Origin of the sequence: Burkholderia diffusa, assembly GCF_902499115.1 — a bacterium.
Taxonomy (GTDB): Bacteria; Pseudomonadota; Gammaproteobacteria; order Burkholderiales; family Burkholderiaceae; genus Burkholderia; species Burkholderia diffusa.
This window is the reverse complement of sequence record NZ_CABVPN010000022.1, coordinates 24,695-40,922: the sequence shown is the minus strand read 5'-3', so window position 1 is coordinate 40,922 and position 16,228 is coordinate 24,695. Positions and strand designations below refer to the sequence as shown.

The window sequence follows — 16,228 nt, the reverse complement described above, 5'->3', positions numbered from 1 at the left end:
TTCAGGAAGTCGCGGATTGCGTAGGCCTCCTTGCTGTTCGGCAAGCCGATTACCTTGACATGCTGCGACTGAGTCATAAGCGCCTCCCGAAGATCGCCATGTCGGATTCCGGCCGGATGTCGCACCGGCCGCACTCGTGACTGTACGTCCTCCCTGCCCTCCGGCCGACACGCTTAACAAGAATTAAGGTCCGCTCGCGACGCGACCGTCCACAATGAACCGTATCCAACCCCGCTCGCAGCTTCGCGCCGGCCGCGCCGCGAGCGATCTCCTGCGCCGGCATCGGAGCGGAAGATGGCCACGACCTGCACCCATCTCGGTGAAGCACGCATCCTGACCACCGACAAGGACTACTGCGAGGAATGCGTGAAGTCCGGCAGCCGGTGGGTGCATTTGCGCCTGTGCCTGACCTGCGGGCACGTCGGCTGCTGCGACTCGTCGCCGAATCGCCACGCCAGCCGTCACTTCCACGAAACGACTCACCCACTGGCGCGTTCGATCGAGCCCGGCGAGCGCTCGGTCTGGTGCTATGCGGACGACGTCATGGCCGGCGAGATCGCGACGTAGCGCACCGCGCACCGGCATCCGGCACCGTTTCGGGCCTAGGGTTAACACGATTCGATTGCGGCTTTTTCTCACCGCTTTTTTCGACTAGTATTTATCGAACGATAACTTATCCATCGATAAACAAGAGGTCCGCCATGCCAGTCTCCAGACTCGCGCACTACTCGATCCGCACGCTCGATCTCGAGAAATCGTGCCGCTTCTACGAACGTGTGCTCGGCTTCAAACGCGGCTATCGCCCGCCGTTCGACTTTCCCGGCGCATGGCTCTACAAGGGCGGCGACGAAGCCGATTACGGCACGGTCCACATCATCGGCGTCGATCCGGCGAACCCCGACGGACTCGCGGCCTATCTCGGCGACAAGGATCTTCCCGCAACGGGCACCGGAACCGTCGACCACATCGCGTTCCTCGCGACCGGCGTCGAGGCGATGTGGGACACGCTGCGTGCCGAAAACGTCGCGTGGCGCGACCGCACGGTGCCGAGCCTCGGGCTGCACCAGGTCTTCATCGAGGATCCGTCCGGCGTGACGATCGAGCTCAACTTCCCTGCCGCCGAGGTCTCCGGCCTGACACTTCCCGCCGCCGCTGCAACGGCCGGTGACTCCCACGGAGACTGACATGAACAACAGCACTTCGACGAATCGCAAGGCCGCCATCATCGGCGGTTCGCTGGGCGGCCTGTTTGCCGCGAATCTGCTGCTGCGCAACGGCTGGGACGTGGACGTGTTCGAACGCGTGCCCGAGGCGCTCTCGGGCCGCGGCGCCGGCATCGTCACGCACCCGGAGCTGTTCGAAGTGATGCTCGCCGCCGGCGTGCGCATCGACGAATCGATCGGCGTGAAGGTCGAATCGCGCATCACGCTGGCCGCGGACGGCACCGTGGAGTCGGACCGCACGCTGCCGCAAACGCTCACCGCGTGGAGCAAGATGTACCACGTGCTGCGCGCCGCGCTGCCCGACCAGCATTACCACTCGGGCGGCGTCGTCACCGATGTCACGGACGGACCGGATCGCGCATCGGTCACGCTGTCCGACGGCTCGGTCGTGCATGCCGATCTCGTGATCGCGGCCGACGGATTCCGCTCCGCGATCCGCGAGAAATTCCTGCCGGATGCGCAGTTGCAGTACGCGGGCTACGTCGCCTGGCGCGGGCTGGTCGACGAAGCCGACCTGTCGGACGCGACCCACGCGACACTGTTCGATAAATTCGCGTTCGGCCTGCCGCCGCACGAGCAGATCCTCGGCTATCCGGTCGCCGGCCAGGGCAACAGCACGAAACCCGGCGAGCGCCGCTACAACTTCGTCTGGTATCGCGCGACTCGCGAAGCGTCCGACCTGCCGAACCTGCTGACCGACGAGACCGGCAAGCTGTGGGCGGGCGGCATTCCACCGACGCTGATCCGGCGCGACGTCCTCGCCGAGCTGGAAGACGCGGCGCACGCGCTGCTTGCGCCGCAGTTCGCCGAGGTCGTGGCGCGCGCGACGCAACCGCTGTTCCAGCCGATCTACGACCTCGAAGTGCCGAACATGGCGTTCGGCCGGATCGCGCTGCTCGGCGACGCCGCGTTCGTCGCACGGCCGCATTGCGGAATGGGTGTCACGAAAGCCGCCGGCGATGCGCTCGCGCTCGTCACGGCGCTCGCCACGCGCACCGACACGCTCGACGCGCTGTGCGAATACAGCGAAACGCGCACGGCATTCGGTGCCGCGATCGTGCAGCACGCGCGCCACCTCGGCGCCTACATGCAGGCGCAACTGAAGAACGACACCGAACGCGCAATGGCCGAGCGCTATCGCACGCCGGAAGTCGTGATGCGGGAAACCGCCGTTCCGCCGCGTTTCTGAGCGGGCACGGGCGCGGCGTGCGCGACGCGCGGCGCCCTCTGCCCGTTGCCCGGCCCGGATACCGAAACCACAAGGAGACACCGTGAACCACCCCATTCCGGCTGCCGCCGGCACCGCGCCCGACCTGGACGCGCCGGCGCAGGCCACGCATCCGCTGCTGCGCGATGCCCGCTTTCGCGATCTCGTCAGGCGCAGAAGGCTGTTCGCCTGGTCGCTGACACTCGTCATGCTCACCCTCTATTTCGCGTTCATCCTGACGCTGGCGTTTTCGCCGACGCTGCTCGGACAGCCGATCGTGCCGGGCCGGCCTACGCCATGGGGCATCCCGATCGGGTTCGGCATGTTCGTCGCCACGTTCGCACTGGTCGCGCTTTACGTGTATCGGGCCAATTCGGTGTACGACACGATCGTCACGTCCATTCGTCACGGAGGCGATCAATGAAACGCCTGCTCCTCGCATCGATCTTCTTCGTCGTCGCCGCCGGCGCGGCGCCGGCATTCGCGGCCGGCCCCGCGAAGCTGGCGCACGGGCACAATCCGGTCGCGATCGGCATGTTCCTGCTGTTCGTCGCGTCGACGCTTTTCATCACGCGCTGGGCCGCGCGCAAGAACCACAGCGTGGCCGACCACTACGCCGCGGGCGGCAAGATCACCGCGTTCCAGAACGGCTGGGCGATCGCCGGCGACTACATGTCGGCGGCGTCGCTGCTCGGCATCTCCGCGCTGGTGTTCACGAGCGGCTACGACGGCCTGATCTATTCGGTCGGCTTCCTCGCGAGCTGGCCGATCATCCTGTTCCTGATCGCCGAGCCGCTGCGCAACCTCGGCAAGTACACGCTCGCCGACGTCGTGTCCTATCGCCTCCGGCAACGGCCGATCCGCGCGTTCGCGGCCTCGAGCTCGATCGTCATCGTGCTGCTGTATCTCGTGTCGCAGATGGTCGGCGCGGGCAAGCTGGTCGAGCTGCTGTTCGGCCTGAACTACACGGTCGCGGTGCTGTTCGTCGGCGTGCTGATGGTCGTCTACGTGTTCTTCGGCGGGATGCTGGCGACGACCTGGATCCAGATCATCAAGGCCGTGCTGCTGCTCGCCGGTGCGGCCTTCATGGCGATCATGGTGCTGAGCCGTTTCGGCTTCAGCCTCGATGCGCTGTTCGCGCAGGCGATTCTCGTCCATCCGAAACACGCGGCGATCATGCGCCCCGGCGGCCTGGTATCCGATCCGGTCTCGGCCGTGTCGCTCGGCCTCGCGCTGATCTTCGGCACGGCGGGCCTGCCGCACATCCTGATGCGCTTCTTCACGGTCGGCGACGTCAAGGCGGCCCGCAAGAGCATCCTCTATGCGACCGGCATCGTCGGCGCCGGTTACGTGCTGATCATCATCATCGGCTTCGGCACCATCGCGCTCGTTGCGTCGGACCCGCAATACCACGACGCGTCCGGCGCGATCACGGGCGGCGCGAACATGGTGGCGATCCATCTCGCGCATGCGGTCGGCGGCAACGTGTTCCTCGGTTTCATCTGCGCGGTCGCGTTCTCGACCATTCTGGCCGTGGTCGCCGGACTGACGCTCGCGGGTTCGTCGGCGATCTCGCACGACCTCTATGCGAACGTGCTGCGTCGCGGTCAGGCGTCCGATCGTGAGGAAATGCGCGTAGCCCGCGGGACGACCCTGGTACTCGGCGTGCTCGCGATCCTGCTCGGCATCGCGTTCGAGAAGCAGAACATCGCGTTCATCGTCAGCCTCACGTTCTCGATCGCGGCAAGCTCGAATTTTCCCGTGCTGCTGCTCTCGATCTACTGGCGCGGCCTGACGACGCGCGGCGCGGTGCTGGGCGGCCTGACCGGGCTCGCGACCGCCGTCACGCTGACCGTGCTGAGCCCGACCGTCTGGGTGCAGGTGCTCGGTCATGCGCATGCGGTCTATCCGTACGAATATCCGGCACTGTTCTCGATGGCGGCGGCGTTCGCCGGCGTCGTCCTGTTCTCCGTCACCGATCGCTCGGCCCGTGCGCAACGAGAGCGCGCGCAGTTCGACACGCAGCTCGTCGCATGCGAAATGGGCATGACGCAACGCGGCTGAGCCGCGCGATCCGAAAAATCGACACCCCATGAGAGACACCATGTTGAATTGCACCTGCTGCATGTCGCCGGCGCGGCGCCGCCTGCTCGGCGCGTTTGCCGCGCTCGCCGGTACGGCCGTCGCCGGACGCCCCGCATCGGCGGCCGACACCGCGAGCGCACCTGCCGCCGTGCCGCCGCACCGGCCCCGTTCGATCGACATCCACGCGCACTACTACCCGGAGAGCTTTTGCGACCTGGTCGGCGGCGAAGGCAAGCGCTTCGGCGGCGCGTTCACGTGCGACGATGCGTCGTTCACGTTCCGGACGCCCGCCGGCGGCCTCGGGCCCCTGCCGATGAAGTTCATCGACGTCGACGCGCGGCTCAAGGACATGGACGCATCCGGCGTCGACGTCCAGGCGCTGTCGCTCAGCGTGCCGATGGCGTACTGGGGCGACCGGCCGTTCAACGCGAAGCTCGCGCGCGACTGGAATTCGGCCGCGTCGCGCGTCTACCAGCGGCACCCGACGCGTTTCGTCGTCCTCGCGACGCTGCCGATGCTGAACGCCACCGATGCGATCGACGAACTCGAGCGCGCGGCGCAGTTGCCGGGCGTGCGCGGGGTGTACATGGGCACCAACATCGACAACCGCGATCTCGACGATCCGCTGTTCGCGCCGGTGTTCGCGCGCATCGAGCAACTGGGCCTGCCCGTGTTCCTGCATCCGCAGCAAACGGTCGGCGGCGCGCGGCTCGGCGACTTCTACCTGAGCAACCTGCTCGGCAATCCGTTCGATACGGCGATCGCGGGCTCGCACCTGATCCTGGGCGGCGTGCTCGACCGCCACCCGACCCTGCACGTCACGCTGCCGCACGCGGGCGGCGCGTTGCCGATCCTCTTCGGACGCCTGGACGCGGGCTGGACCGCCCGCCCCGAAACGCGCCGGCTCGCGCAAAAGCCCAGCAGCTATCTGCGGCGCTTCAGCTATGACACGGTGTCTCATTCGGGCCCCGTGCTGAACTTCCTGATGGAGAACGTCGGGGTCGACCGGCTCGTGCTCGGCAGCGACTACTGTTTCGACATGGGTTACGAGCAACCGGTCCGCTTTCTCGACCGCCTCGACCTGACGGCGGAACAGCGTTCGATGATCCTCGGCGGCAACGCGGGCAAGCTGCTGAGGATCTAGCGCGAACGTTCCGACCGGCGTTGCGTGGGCGTCGGACGACGCCTGCACGCTCGGCGCAGCCCGTTGACGGACATGGCATCATCCGGCGAACCGTGACGACTGGCGTGCGACGCCACGCGTCACGACAGCCGGCCTGCAACGCACACCGCGTTTCGAACACGGGAGTCACGCACGATGAAGATAGTCATTGCAGGCGGTTCGATCGCAGGCCTCGCGGCCGCGCTGACGCTCGATTGCATCGGGCACGACGTCACGGTCTGCGAGCGTTCGCGCACGCCGCTGCGCGGCCAGGGCGGCGGCGTGGCAGTGCTGCGACGCATGATGTCGTTTCTCGAACAGCATGGACGCCATTGCCGCCAGATGATCAGCGTGCCGACGCATCGGCGGCGCTGGATCGATCGCGACGGCATCGTCACGCGCGACGAACCCGAAATGCTGCCGTTCTCGTCGTGGGACGCCGTCTATCGCTCCCTGTGCGAGACGCTGCCGCGCGGGCGCATCCACTACGGCCGCACGGTCACCGGTTTCGACCAGGACGCGGACGGTGTCGACGTACACGTGGACGACGAACGCATCCGCGCGGATGTGCTGATTGCCGCCGACGGTTCCGGTTCGAACCTGCGCGCGCGCATCTTCCCCGGTTATACGCCATCGTTTGCCGGTTACCTCGCGTGGCGCGGCATCGTCGACGAAGCCGATTTCGACGCCGCCGCGATCGAGTCGCTGATCGAGAACATGACGCTGCACAAGGCGCCGGGCGAGCTGTTCATGGCGTTTCTGATTCCCGCGCTCGACGGCTCGCTCGCGCCGGGCGCGCGCCGCTTCAACTGGCTGTGGTATCGCAACGAAGCCGATCCCGACGCGCTGCGCCGCCACCTGACCGATCGGAACGGCAACGTCCATCACGCGTCCGTGCATCCGGGGCAGCTTGCCGACGACACCGTCGCGACGCTGCGGCAACTCGCCGTCGAACGGCTGCCTGCCTCCCTGTCGCAACTGGTGCTCGCGACGCGCGCGCCATTCAACCAGGCGATTTTCGACGCATTGAGCCCCGGCTTCGTCGACGGCCGCGTCGCGCTGATCGGCGACGCGGCCTGTACCGTGCGCCCCCATACGGCGTCCGGCACGTCGAAGGCGGCGAGCGATGCCGTGTCGCTCGCCGAAGCGCTGCCGGCTGACGCGACCGACGTCATCGCGCGCCTCGCGCAATGGTCGACGCGGCGGCGCGAGGAAGTGACGTCGCTGCTCGACAAGGGTCCGCAACTTGCCGCGACGTTCGGTCTCGGCACGCCGCGCTGACGCATGAACGCAAGCGCCGGAACGGTTCGTGCGCCCGTTCAGAACGTTTCAGCGCAGCTTCAGGAAATGGCGTCGGCGCCCGCGTAGACTGCCTCCACCAACGAGCGCGCCGGCCACGGCCCGCGCGCGGCCCCCATCCCTGGAGTAACGACATGATCTCCGCCGCGAATCGCTGCCGCCGAGCAGGCCCGTCATGGCCGAATCGATCGGCGATGCCGCACCGCCAGCCGGCGGTGCCGACCGGAACGACCGTCGCGAGCGCACGCACGCCGGGCCGCACATGTGGGTCCGTCCGACTCGGCAACCGGATCTGCGGTACCGCGTGCAATCGTCACGAGAACGCACGCGGCCGACGCGCCGTCCATTGCCCCGCCTGTCGAATGACGCCGGACGAACCGGTCCGCATGGAGCGCGCATGAAGCACAAACGACTCTGGATCAGCGCGGCAGGCGTCGCGATCATCGGCCTGGCGGCCGCGATCGGCATCATGTACCGGCCGTCGATCGCGCCGATCGATCCGCCGGCCCGCGCGTCCTTCGATCCGCAACTGATCAAGGCCGGCGCACGCGTGGTCGCGCTGGGCGACTGCGTCGTCTGCCACACCGCGAAGGACGGCAAGCCGTTCGCCGGCGGGCTGCCGCTCGCGACGCCGTTCGGCACGATCTACGCGACCAACATCACGCCGGATGCCGACACCGGCATCGGCCGCTGGTCGCAGGCCGCCTTCGCGCGCGCGCTGCGCAGCGGCATCGCCCGCGACGGCCATCCGCTCTACCCGGCCTTTCCGTACATTCACTTCACGCGGATGTCCGACCAGGACATCGCGGCCGCATACGCGTACCTGATGACACGCGAACCGGTTCAAGCGAAGACGCCGGCGAACGACCTGATCTTCCCGCTCAACTTCCGGCCGCTGGTCGCGTTCTGGAACATCCTGTTCCTGCGCGAAGGCGCGTACCAGCCGGACCCGTCGCAATCCGCGCAATGGAATCGCGGCAAGCTGCTCGTCGACGGCCTCGGACACTGCGCGTCGTGCCATTCGCCGCTCAACGCGATCGGCGGCGAGGAAGCAGGCAAGGCGTTCGACGGCGGCATCGTCGACGGCTGGGAAGCCCCGCCGCTCAATACGCTCGGCAACGCGGTCCACCCGTGGACGCAAGCGCAACTGGTCACGTACCTGCGCACCGGCCGCGCGAGCGAGCATGGCGCGGCCGCCGGGCCGATGCTGCCCGTCACGCGCGATCTCGCGACGGTGCCGGTCGAGGATGTCGAGGCCATCGCGGCCTATATCCTGTCGATCCAGAAGCCGGCCGCCGCACGGCCCGCGACGACCGTCGCCGAACGCCATGCGACGACACCTGCCGGCCAGCGCGGCGCGGTGTTGTTCCAGGCGTCGTGCGCGCAGTGCCACGGGCCGGCATCGCCGATGCAGTCGATCGGCGAGCGGCCGACGCTCGCGTTCAGCACGGCGATCGCTGCCGACACGCCGCGCAACGCGATCCAGATGATGTTCAACGGGATCGGCTGGCATGGCGAGGACACGCTGAACTACATGCCGTCCTACCTCGACCAGTACGACGACGCGCAGATCGCGGACCTCGCCGCATACATCCGCGAGACGTACTCCGATCGCCCCGCGTGGAGCGGCATCGATACCCTCGCCGCGAAGCTCAGAAAGGAGGACCGCACGCAATGATCACCCTCACCGTGAATGGCGTGCGGCACACGCTCGACATCGATCCGTCCACGCCGCTGCTTTACGCGCTGCGCAACGACCTGCACCTGCACGGCGCGAAGTTCGGCTGCGGCCTCGGGCAATGCGGCGCGTGCACCGTGATCGTCGACGACAAGCCGATGTTCTCGTGCCTGATCCCGGTCGCCGCGATCGGCGAGCGCCGCGTCAGGACCATCGAAAGCCTCGGCACCGCCGAGCATCCGGGCAAGCTTCAGCAGGCGTTCATCGATCATCAGGCGGCGCAGTGCGGTTATTGCATCGCGGGCATGATCATGCGCGCGCAGGCGCTGCTCGAACGCAACCCGAAGCCGACCGAACGCGAGCTGCGCACGCACATGGAACCGAACCTGTGCCGTTGCGGCACCCACATGCGGATCCTGGCGGCCGTGCGCCAGGTCGCCGGGCTGCCGGAGCCGGAACCGTCTGCCGCGCCCGTCATGATCAATAAGGAAATCTGATGAACGCACCCGACGACATCGACGAAGGCCGCCGGCACTTCATGGTTTCCGGTGCGCTCTTCGTCGCGTTCACCCTCGCGCCGGCCGCGCGCGCGCTCGCCGAGGTCGTGATCGCGGACGAAGGCGCCGCCGTCCACGTCGCCAAGGCCACCGAAACGCTGGCCGGCAGCCTGAAGACCAACCCGCTGCTGGACGCGTGGATCAAGATCGCGCCCGACGGCAAGGTCACCGTGTTTACCGGCAAGGTCGAGCTCGGCACCGGCGTGCGCACCGCATTGCTGCAGGTGGCCGCCGAGGAGCTGAACATGAAGCCCTCGCTGATCACGTTCCTGACCGCCGACACCGGCGCGTCGCCCGACGAAGGCCTGACGGCCGGTAGCCACACGATGGCGGACAGCGGCTCCGCGTTGCTGAACGCCGCCGCGCAGGTGCGCGGGCTGCTGGTCGACGGCGCCGCGAAGCAGTTCGGCGTCGATCCGCGCGCGCTGACCGTCGCCGATGCCGTCATCAAGGCGCCGGACGGCCGCACGATGCGCTACGCCGACGCGGTGCGTACCGTCGACCTGCACCGCAACGCCACGCCGACGTCGCCGCTGAAACCGCCGGCCACGTTCGCCGTGATCGGCACGTCGCTGCCGCGTGTGGACATTCCGAACAAGGTCACGGGCGGCGTCAGCTACGTGCAGGACATGGACTTGCCCGGCATGCTGCATGCACGTGTCGTGATGCCGCCGGTGTACGACGCGACACTGCTGTCGTTCGACGAAGCCGCGATCCTGAAGATGCCCGGTGTCGTGCGGATCGTGCGCAACGGCAGCATGCTCGCGGTCGTCGCGCAGGGCGAATGGCAGGCGGTCGTCGCGCAGCGCGCGCTGTCCGCCGGCTGCCGCTGGTCGCCCGGCCGGGCGCTGCCCGATCCCGCGACGGTCCACGCGGACCTGAAGCGGATCGCGACACAGCGCATCGAGATCGCCAACACGCATGCGCAAGCCGCGCCGGCGACGAAGACGCTCTCCGCCACGTTTTTGAAGAACTACCTGCTGCACGGCTCGATCGGGCCGTCCTGTTCGGTCGCGCATCTCGAGAACGGCACGCTGACCGTGTGGACGCACTCGCAGGGCGTGTATCCGCTGCGCGACGCGCTCGCCGAGATGCTGTCGATGCCGAAGGCGAACGTGCGCTGCATCCACACCGAGGGCTCCGGCTGCTACGGACACAACGGTGCGGACGACGCGGCCGCGCATGCGGCGCTGATCGCGGCCGCGATGCCCGGCAAGCCGATTCGCGTCCAGTGGATGCGCGAGCAGGAACATACGTGGGACCACTTCACGCCGGCGATGGTCACCGAGCTCAGCGCGTCGCTCGACGCGAGCGGCCGCATCGTCGACTGGAACTACGCGCTGTGGAGCAGCTCGCACAACGAGCGCATCGTCAATGCGGGCCGGCTGCTGCCCGCGCGGATGCTCGAGCCGCCGTTCGTCTCCGCGCCGTCGACGCCGATGCTGCAGCCCGAGGGCGGCGGCGATCGCAACGCGATCCCGCTGTACGCGCTGCCGAACATGCACATCGTCAACAACTTCTCGCCGACGATGCCGCTGCAGACGTCGGCGATGCGCTCGCTCGGCGCGCACACGAACGTCTGGGCGATCGAAAGCTTCATGGACGAGCTGGCGCACGCCGCCGGCGTCGATCCGGTCGAATTCAGGCTGCGCCACATGCAGGATCACCGCGCGAGTCAGGTGATCCAGCTCGCCGCCACCAAATTCGGCTGGCCGCGGCCGCCGCGTGCACGCAATCGCGGCGTCGGCTTTGCGTTCGGCAAATACAAGAACCTGATGGCCTACGTCGCGATCGCGGTCGAGGTCTCGGTCGTTCCGGAAACCGGCCAGGTGACGCTCGAACGTGCGGAAGCGGCCGTCGACGCCGGCCAGATCGTATCGCCCGACGGCATTCGCAACCAGATCGAGGGTGGCATCATCCAGTCCGCGAGCTGGACGCTGTACGAGGCATTGAAATACGATACGCAACGCGTGCGCAGCTTCGACTGGAGCAGCTATCCGATTCTCCGCTTCGGCGCCGCACCGCAAAGCATCAAGGTGCATCTGATCAATCGTCCGGGCGCACCGTTCCTCGGCGCGGCCGAGGCGTCGATGGGGCCGACCGCGGGCGCGCTCGCCAACGCGATCTTCGACGCGACCGGCCAGCGCCTGCGCGAAATGCCGTTTGCCGGTGAAGGGCTCAGGAAACGCATCGACGCGTAGCGGCATCACACGACCACAACAAATCGCGCCGGCACGAACCGGCGCGGGCGACAAACAGGCTGGAGATTTCTGAACGATGGATACCTTGCTTTCGATGCGCGTGTTTACGCGAATCGTCGAGACGGGCAGCTTCACGCGCGCGTCGGACACGACCGGACTCACGACGCCGCGTGTGTCCGCGCTGCTGAGCACGCTCGAACAGCATCTCGGCTGCCGGCTGCTGAACCGGACGACGCGCCGGATTTCGCTGACCGAGGACGGGCAGGCCTATTACGAACGCTGCGTCGGCGTGCTGCGCGAGATCGACGACATGGAAGCGGCCGTCTCGCAGGCGCGCAACGTGCCGCGCGGCCGGCTGAAAGTAAACCTGCCGCCGGCCATGGCCAAGCAGATCATGGTGCCCGCCCTGCCCGAGTTTCTCGCCGCCCATCCCGGCATCTCGATCGAACTCGGCGTGACCGATCGCCAGATCGATCTCGTCGGCGAGGGTGTCGATTGCGTCGTGCGGATCGGCGCGCTCGACGATTCGGGGTTGGTTGCGAAACGGATCGGCAGCCTGACCACCTGCACGTGCGCGGCCCCCGCGTATCTCGAACGATGCGGCGCACCCGAGACGGTGGACGATCTCGCGCAGCACGTCGCGGTCAGCCACATCTCGGCCGATACGGGCCGTCCCCGGTCCTGGGACTACGTCGTCGACGGCGAAACGCGGATCATCCAGATGTGCGGCACGGTCGCGGTCAACGACGCCGACACCTACATCGCGGCCGGCGTCGCGGGCATCGGCCTGATCAAGACCTCGCTCTACCTGGTCGAGCCGTATCTGCAATCGGGGCGCCTGCGCGAGGTACTGACCGATTTCAACACGCCGCCCCGGCCGATCTCGATCCTGTATCCGCCCAATCGGCATACGCCCGTCAAGCTCAAGGTCTTCGTCGACTGGCTCGCCGGGCTGTTCGCGCAGATTCCGACGCTGCAGGGCAAGCGCGGTTGAAGCCCGCCGCGGTTGTAACCGATCGTCCGCGCCGCCGCGCGCACCGCATGAATCAAGTGAATTAAGACGCGGTTTAGGACTATTCAGTCCGGTCGATCCAGACTGCTCTCATCGGGCTTCGCGATCCGCGACATCCGCGCCGGAGGCCCGTTTCGAGAGGCGCATCATGAAGATCGCGATCGCCGGCGGTTCCATCGCCGGCCTGGCCTCCGCCGTCACGCTGAATTGCATCGGCCACGATGTCGTCGTCCACGAGTGCCGCGACCGGCCGTTGCCCGACCCCGGCGGCGGTGTCGCCGATGCCGGCGCGCGGTTCGCGACCGATCTCGGCCTCGCCGCCCACGCATGAACCCGCCCACGGTCCGCCCCCTTTGCGTGCCGCGCAATGCTCGATTGCGTCCCGGACGTATTCCCTTGTTATCGATCGATCAATAATCTTGACGGCAATGCGGCTGCTTCCGCTTCGCCGCGACGGCAATCGTAACGCCCGCCCGATGAACGGGCACCCGACATCTCTTTTCAAGGAGTCGACCATGTCAGCAGAATCCACCCCGGTTGCGGCCCACGGGCACGCGGCCAAGCTCACGCAGGGCCTCATCCTGCTGTTCGCGTTCAGTTGCGGCGCGATCGTCGCGAACCTGTATTACGCGCAGCCGATCACCGAACTCATCGCGCCGAGCCTGCACATGTCCGGCGAAACCGCGAGCCTCATCGTGTCGCTGACGCAGATCGGCTACGCGCTCGGCCTGTTCTTCATCGTGCCGCTCGGCGACCTGCTCGAGAACCGCAAGCTGATGATCGTCACGGCCGTCGTGTCGATCGCGAGCCTCGCGGCGGCCGCGGTCGTCCAGACGCCCGGGCTGTTCCTCGCGATTTCGCTGCTGGTCGGCTTCAGCTCGGTTGCCGTCCAGATCCTGGTGCCGCTCGCCGCGCACCTCGCGCCGGATCATTCGCGCGGCCGGGTGGTCGGCACGATCATGAGCGGGCTGCTGCTCGGCATCCTGCTCGCGCGTCCGCTGTCGAGCGTGGTGGCCGACGCGTTCGGCTGGCGCTTCGTGTTCGCGGCCGCCGCCGTGCTGATGACGCTCGTGACGGCCGTGCTCGCGCTGACGATCCCGTCGCGCCAGCCCGATCATCGCGCGACCTACTTCGAACTGATCGGCTCGTTGCTGCATCTGGTCCGCACGATGCCGGTGCTGCGCCATCGCGCGTTCTACCAGGGCCTGATGTTCGCGTCGTTCAGCCTGTTCTGGACCGCCGTGCCCGTCGAGCTGACGCGTCACTACGGGCTGTCGCAATCGGCCATCGGCCTGTTCGCGCTCGTCGGTGCGATCGGTGCGACGTCGGCGCCGGTCGCGGGCCGCCTCGCGGATGCCGGCCATACCGTGCGGGCAACGCTGATCGCGCTGGTCGCCGGCACGCTGTCGTACGCGGTTGCGCTGATCCACGGCGCCGGCCTGTATGGCCTCGTCGTCACGGGCATCGTGCTCGATTTCGCAGTGCAGATGAACATGGTGCTCGGCCAGCGCGAGATCTATGCGCTGCATGCGGCGAGCCGCAACCGCCTGAACGCGCTGTACATGACGAGCATCTTCGTCGGCGGCGCGGTCGGCTCCGCGCTCGCGAGCCCGCTGTACGAGCACGGCGGCTGGCCGCTCGTCGCCGCCGTCGCCGGCGCGTTCCCGATCATTGCGCTTGCTCACTACCTCGTGATCGGGCGTCCGCACGCCGAACGCCACGCACAAGCCTGAACCAGCGCCGGCACCGGTTCACCGCGAATCCCGCCCGGGCCGTTCGCGCGCCGGAACGCTGCCGGCACGACACCGGCATCCCAACCGAACTTTCCGCAGGGCCCGTCGGACGATACGCGCCGCCGCCCTGTTCCACGCAAAAGGAATCCATCATGTCTTCCCTGCTCAGCCACTACGATCTGCACGGCCTGCCGCTTCCCAATCGTGTCGTGATGGGGCCGATGACGCGCTCGCGCGCGCCGTCGCGCGGCCAGCCGACCGGACTCATGGCCGAATACTACGCACAGCGCGCGTCCGCCGGCCTGATCGTCACCGAGGCGACCAACGTCAGCCCGGCCTCCGCGTCGTTCGAACTGACGCCGGGGCTCGTCACCGACGAGCAGGCGGCCGGCTGGAAGCAGATCACGGACGCGGTCCATGCGAACGGCGGTCGCATCTTCGCGCAGCTGTGGCACGGCGGCCGGGTCAGTTCGCTGGCGCTGCTCGGCGGCGACGCGCCGCTGTCGCCGTCCGGCGTCAGCGACGATCTCGAGCAGTTGCAGGTGTGGGCGCAATTGCAGAACGGCTATTACACGAAGATTCACGCGACGCCGTCGCGCGCGATGACGACGGACGAAGTCGCCGCAACGGTCGGCGAATTCCGCCAGGCGGCCGTCCGCGCGATGGCAGCCGGCTTCGACGGCGTCGAGATCCACGCAGCCAACGGCTACCTGCCGCACCAGTTCCTGTCGTCGACGCTGAACCGCCGCGACGATCGTTACGGCGGCTCGGTCGCGAACCGCGCGCGCTTCCTCGAGGAAATCGTCGACGCGGTCGGCGGCGTGATGCCGCTCGACCGGGTGGGCGTGCGCATCTCGCCGTACGCGAAGTACAACAACGTGCGCGACGCCAATCCGGATGCGACGTATGCGTACGTCGGCCGCATGCTCGACGAAGCCGGCGTCGCCTACGTGCACGCGGCAGACACCAACGGCTGGAGCGGCGAGCCCGATCTGCCGCGCATCGTCGAGAACACGCGCAAGCACTTCGGCGGCACGCTGATCGTCAACGGCGGCATCGCGCCGGATGCCGCGAATTCGCTGATCGATGCGGGCGACGCCGATCTCGTCGCGTTCGCGCGCGCGTACATCGCCAACCCGGATCTCGTCGAACGCCTCGCGGCGAATGCGCCGCTCGCGACGCCGAAGACGGTCGGCTGGTATGGCGGCGACCGCGCGGGATACGTCGACTACGCGCGTCACGACGTGGCGGGCCGGACCGCCTGAGCCCGCACCGGCGGCCGCCCGGCGCGACAATCGCCGGGCCGCCCCGACGGCCGACGAAACCGGCCGGATCGTCCGGAACAATCCCTTCAGGCGTCTTTCCAGCGCGCGCCCAGCACGCGTCCGCAGAAATTCGGCCGGTGAAAATCCGGATCGGCCCGCTCGAGCACATCCGCGCTCCACGTGCCGAACGTCGTCGCCGGCCGGTGCGCGACCCCGCGTGCGATCGCGTCGAGAAACGCGTCACCGAACCCGTCGCCGCGCGGATACGCGGCGAGCAACGCCCGCCGCTCGTCGGCCGAATACGCGTCGAAGTCGGTTGCCATCAGGTCGGTCGCTACGGCGGACGCCAGCGCACGCGCGAGCGGCGACATGCGCGCGGCCACGCCGGGCGTCGTATGCAGTGCGATCGCGCGCCACACGTCGTCGCGCATGCGCTGCGACGTCTGATGGCGCAGCAGGAATGCCTGCGCGGCATCGGCGCTGTCGAGCTCGTAGCGCTCGGTCGAGCGGCCATACGCGGTGCTCAGTCCCATGTTCGCGTACATCGCGGCCACGTACAGCGCATCCGCATCGAGTGTCTCGCCTGCCCGGCGCGCAGCCAGCGACGCGAGGACGAACACCCGGCAAGCGTGATCGGTGATCACCTGCGGTAGCGACGCGCATGCCGCTTCGGCGGCGTCGATCGCCATCGGCGTCCGGGGAATGCGGACGCCGGCGACTTCGTCATCGGCCCGTGCGCAGGTGTGCGCAGAACTCATCTCGTCTCCTTCTGCCCCGCGCCGGGGGCGAATAATCATCCATTCATC

At 67.9% G+C, this 16,228-nt stretch carries 15 protein-coding genes; 14 read left to right on the top strand and 1 reads right to left on the bottom strand.

Annotated elements, in window-relative coordinates:
* Positions 1-294: 294 nt before the first annotated feature.
* The 14 genes from BTE28158_RS22050 to BTE28158_RS21985 all read left to right on the top strand — a co-directional run bounded on the left by BTE28158_RS22050 (position 295) and on the right by BTE28158_RS21985 (position 15,422).
* A complete protein-coding gene (locus tag BTE28158_RS22050) occupies positions 295-567 on the top strand; it encodes a ubiquitin carboxyl-terminal hydrolase 14 (RefSeq protein ID WP_151047400.1) in 273 nt (90 codons plus the stop codon).
* Between the two features lie 134 nt (positions 568-701).
* Entirely contained in the window at positions 702-1,184 is a 483-nt protein-coding gene (locus BTE28158_RS22045) for a VOC family protein (protein ID WP_151047398.1), read from the top strand.
* A 1-nt stretch (position 1,185) separates the two neighbouring features.
* Positions 1,186-2,412, top strand: coding sequence for an FAD binding domain-containing protein (locus BTE28158_RS22040; RefSeq protein ID WP_151047396.1), 1,227 nt, complete (start codon positions 1,186-1,188; stop codon positions 2,410-2,412).
* Positions 2,413-2,494: 82 nt separating this feature from the next.
* Entirely contained in the window at positions 2,495-2,854 is a 360-nt protein-coding gene (locus BTE28158_RS22035; RefSeq protein WP_151047394.1) for a DUF485 domain-containing protein, read from the top strand.
* Entirely contained in the window at positions 2,851-4,494 is a 1,644-nt protein-coding gene (locus BTE28158_RS22030; RefSeq protein WP_151047392.1) for a cation acetate symporter, read from the top strand. Before BTE28158_RS22035 ends, BTE28158_RS22030 begins: the two co-directional genes overlap by 4 nt.
* A 40-nt stretch (positions 4,495-4,534) precedes the next feature.
* Positions 4,535-5,659, top strand: coding sequence for an amidohydrolase family protein (locus BTE28158_RS22025; protein ID WP_151047390.1), 1,125 nt, complete (start codon positions 4,535-4,537; stop codon positions 5,657-5,659).
* Between the two features lie 174 nt (positions 5,660-5,833).
* On the top strand, positions 5,834-6,958 hold the full coding sequence (locus BTE28158_RS22020) for an FAD binding domain-containing protein (protein WP_151047388.1): 1,125 nt from the start codon (positions 5,834-5,836) through the stop codon (positions 6,956-6,958).
* Between the two features lie 415 nt (positions 6,959-7,373).
* Positions 7,374-8,654 (top strand): c-type cytochrome, encoded by a 1,281-nt coding sequence (locus BTE28158_RS22015; protein WP_151047386.1) that lies wholly within the window; start codon positions 7,374-7,376, stop codon positions 8,652-8,654.
* Complete coding sequence (locus tag BTE28158_RS22010; RefSeq protein ID WP_059606119.1) at positions 8,651-9,151, top strand: (2Fe-2S)-binding protein; 501 nt, start codon at positions 8,651-8,653, stop codon at positions 9,149-9,151. The genes BTE28158_RS22015 and BTE28158_RS22010 overlap by 4 nt, the downstream gene beginning before the upstream one ends.
* Positions 9,151-11,412 carry a xanthine dehydrogenase family protein molybdopterin-binding subunit gene (locus BTE28158_RS22005; protein WP_124627280.1) on the top strand — a complete coding sequence of 754 codons (2,262 nt, stop codon included), beginning with the start codon at positions 9,151-9,153 and terminating at the stop codon, positions 11,410-11,412. Before BTE28158_RS22010 ends, BTE28158_RS22005 begins: the two co-directional genes overlap by 1 nt.
* Before the next feature lie 76 nt (positions 11,413-11,488).
* Positions 11,489-12,406, top strand: a complete 918-nt coding sequence (locus tag BTE28158_RS22000; RefSeq protein ID WP_059606109.1) for a LysR family transcriptional regulator — start codon at positions 11,489-11,491, stop codon at positions 12,404-12,406.
* A gap of 166 nt (positions 12,407-12,572) precedes the next feature.
* On the top strand, positions 12,573-12,755 hold the full coding sequence (locus tag BTE28158_RS21995) for a hypothetical protein (protein ID WP_151047382.1): 183 nt from the start codon (positions 12,573-12,575) through the stop codon (positions 12,753-12,755).
* Between the two features lie 184 nt (positions 12,756-12,939).
* On the top strand, positions 12,940-14,157 hold the full coding sequence (locus tag BTE28158_RS21990) for an MFS transporter (protein WP_151047380.1): 1,218 nt from the start codon (positions 12,940-12,942) through the stop codon (positions 14,155-14,157).
* A gap of 152 nt (positions 14,158-14,309) precedes the next feature.
* On the top strand, positions 14,310-15,422 hold the full coding sequence (locus BTE28158_RS21985) for an alkene reductase (protein WP_151047378.1): 1,113 nt from the start codon (positions 14,310-14,312) through the stop codon (positions 15,420-15,422).
* 86 nt (positions 15,423-15,508) lie between these two features.
* Here the strand turns inward: BTE28158_RS21985 and BTE28158_RS21980 are convergent, their stop codons facing one another.
* On the bottom strand, positions 15,509-16,180 hold the full coding sequence (locus BTE28158_RS21980; protein WP_124902505.1) for a phosphohydrolase: 672 nt from the start codon (positions 16,178-16,180) through the stop codon (positions 15,509-15,511).
* Positions 16,181-16,228 lie beyond the last annotated feature (48 nt).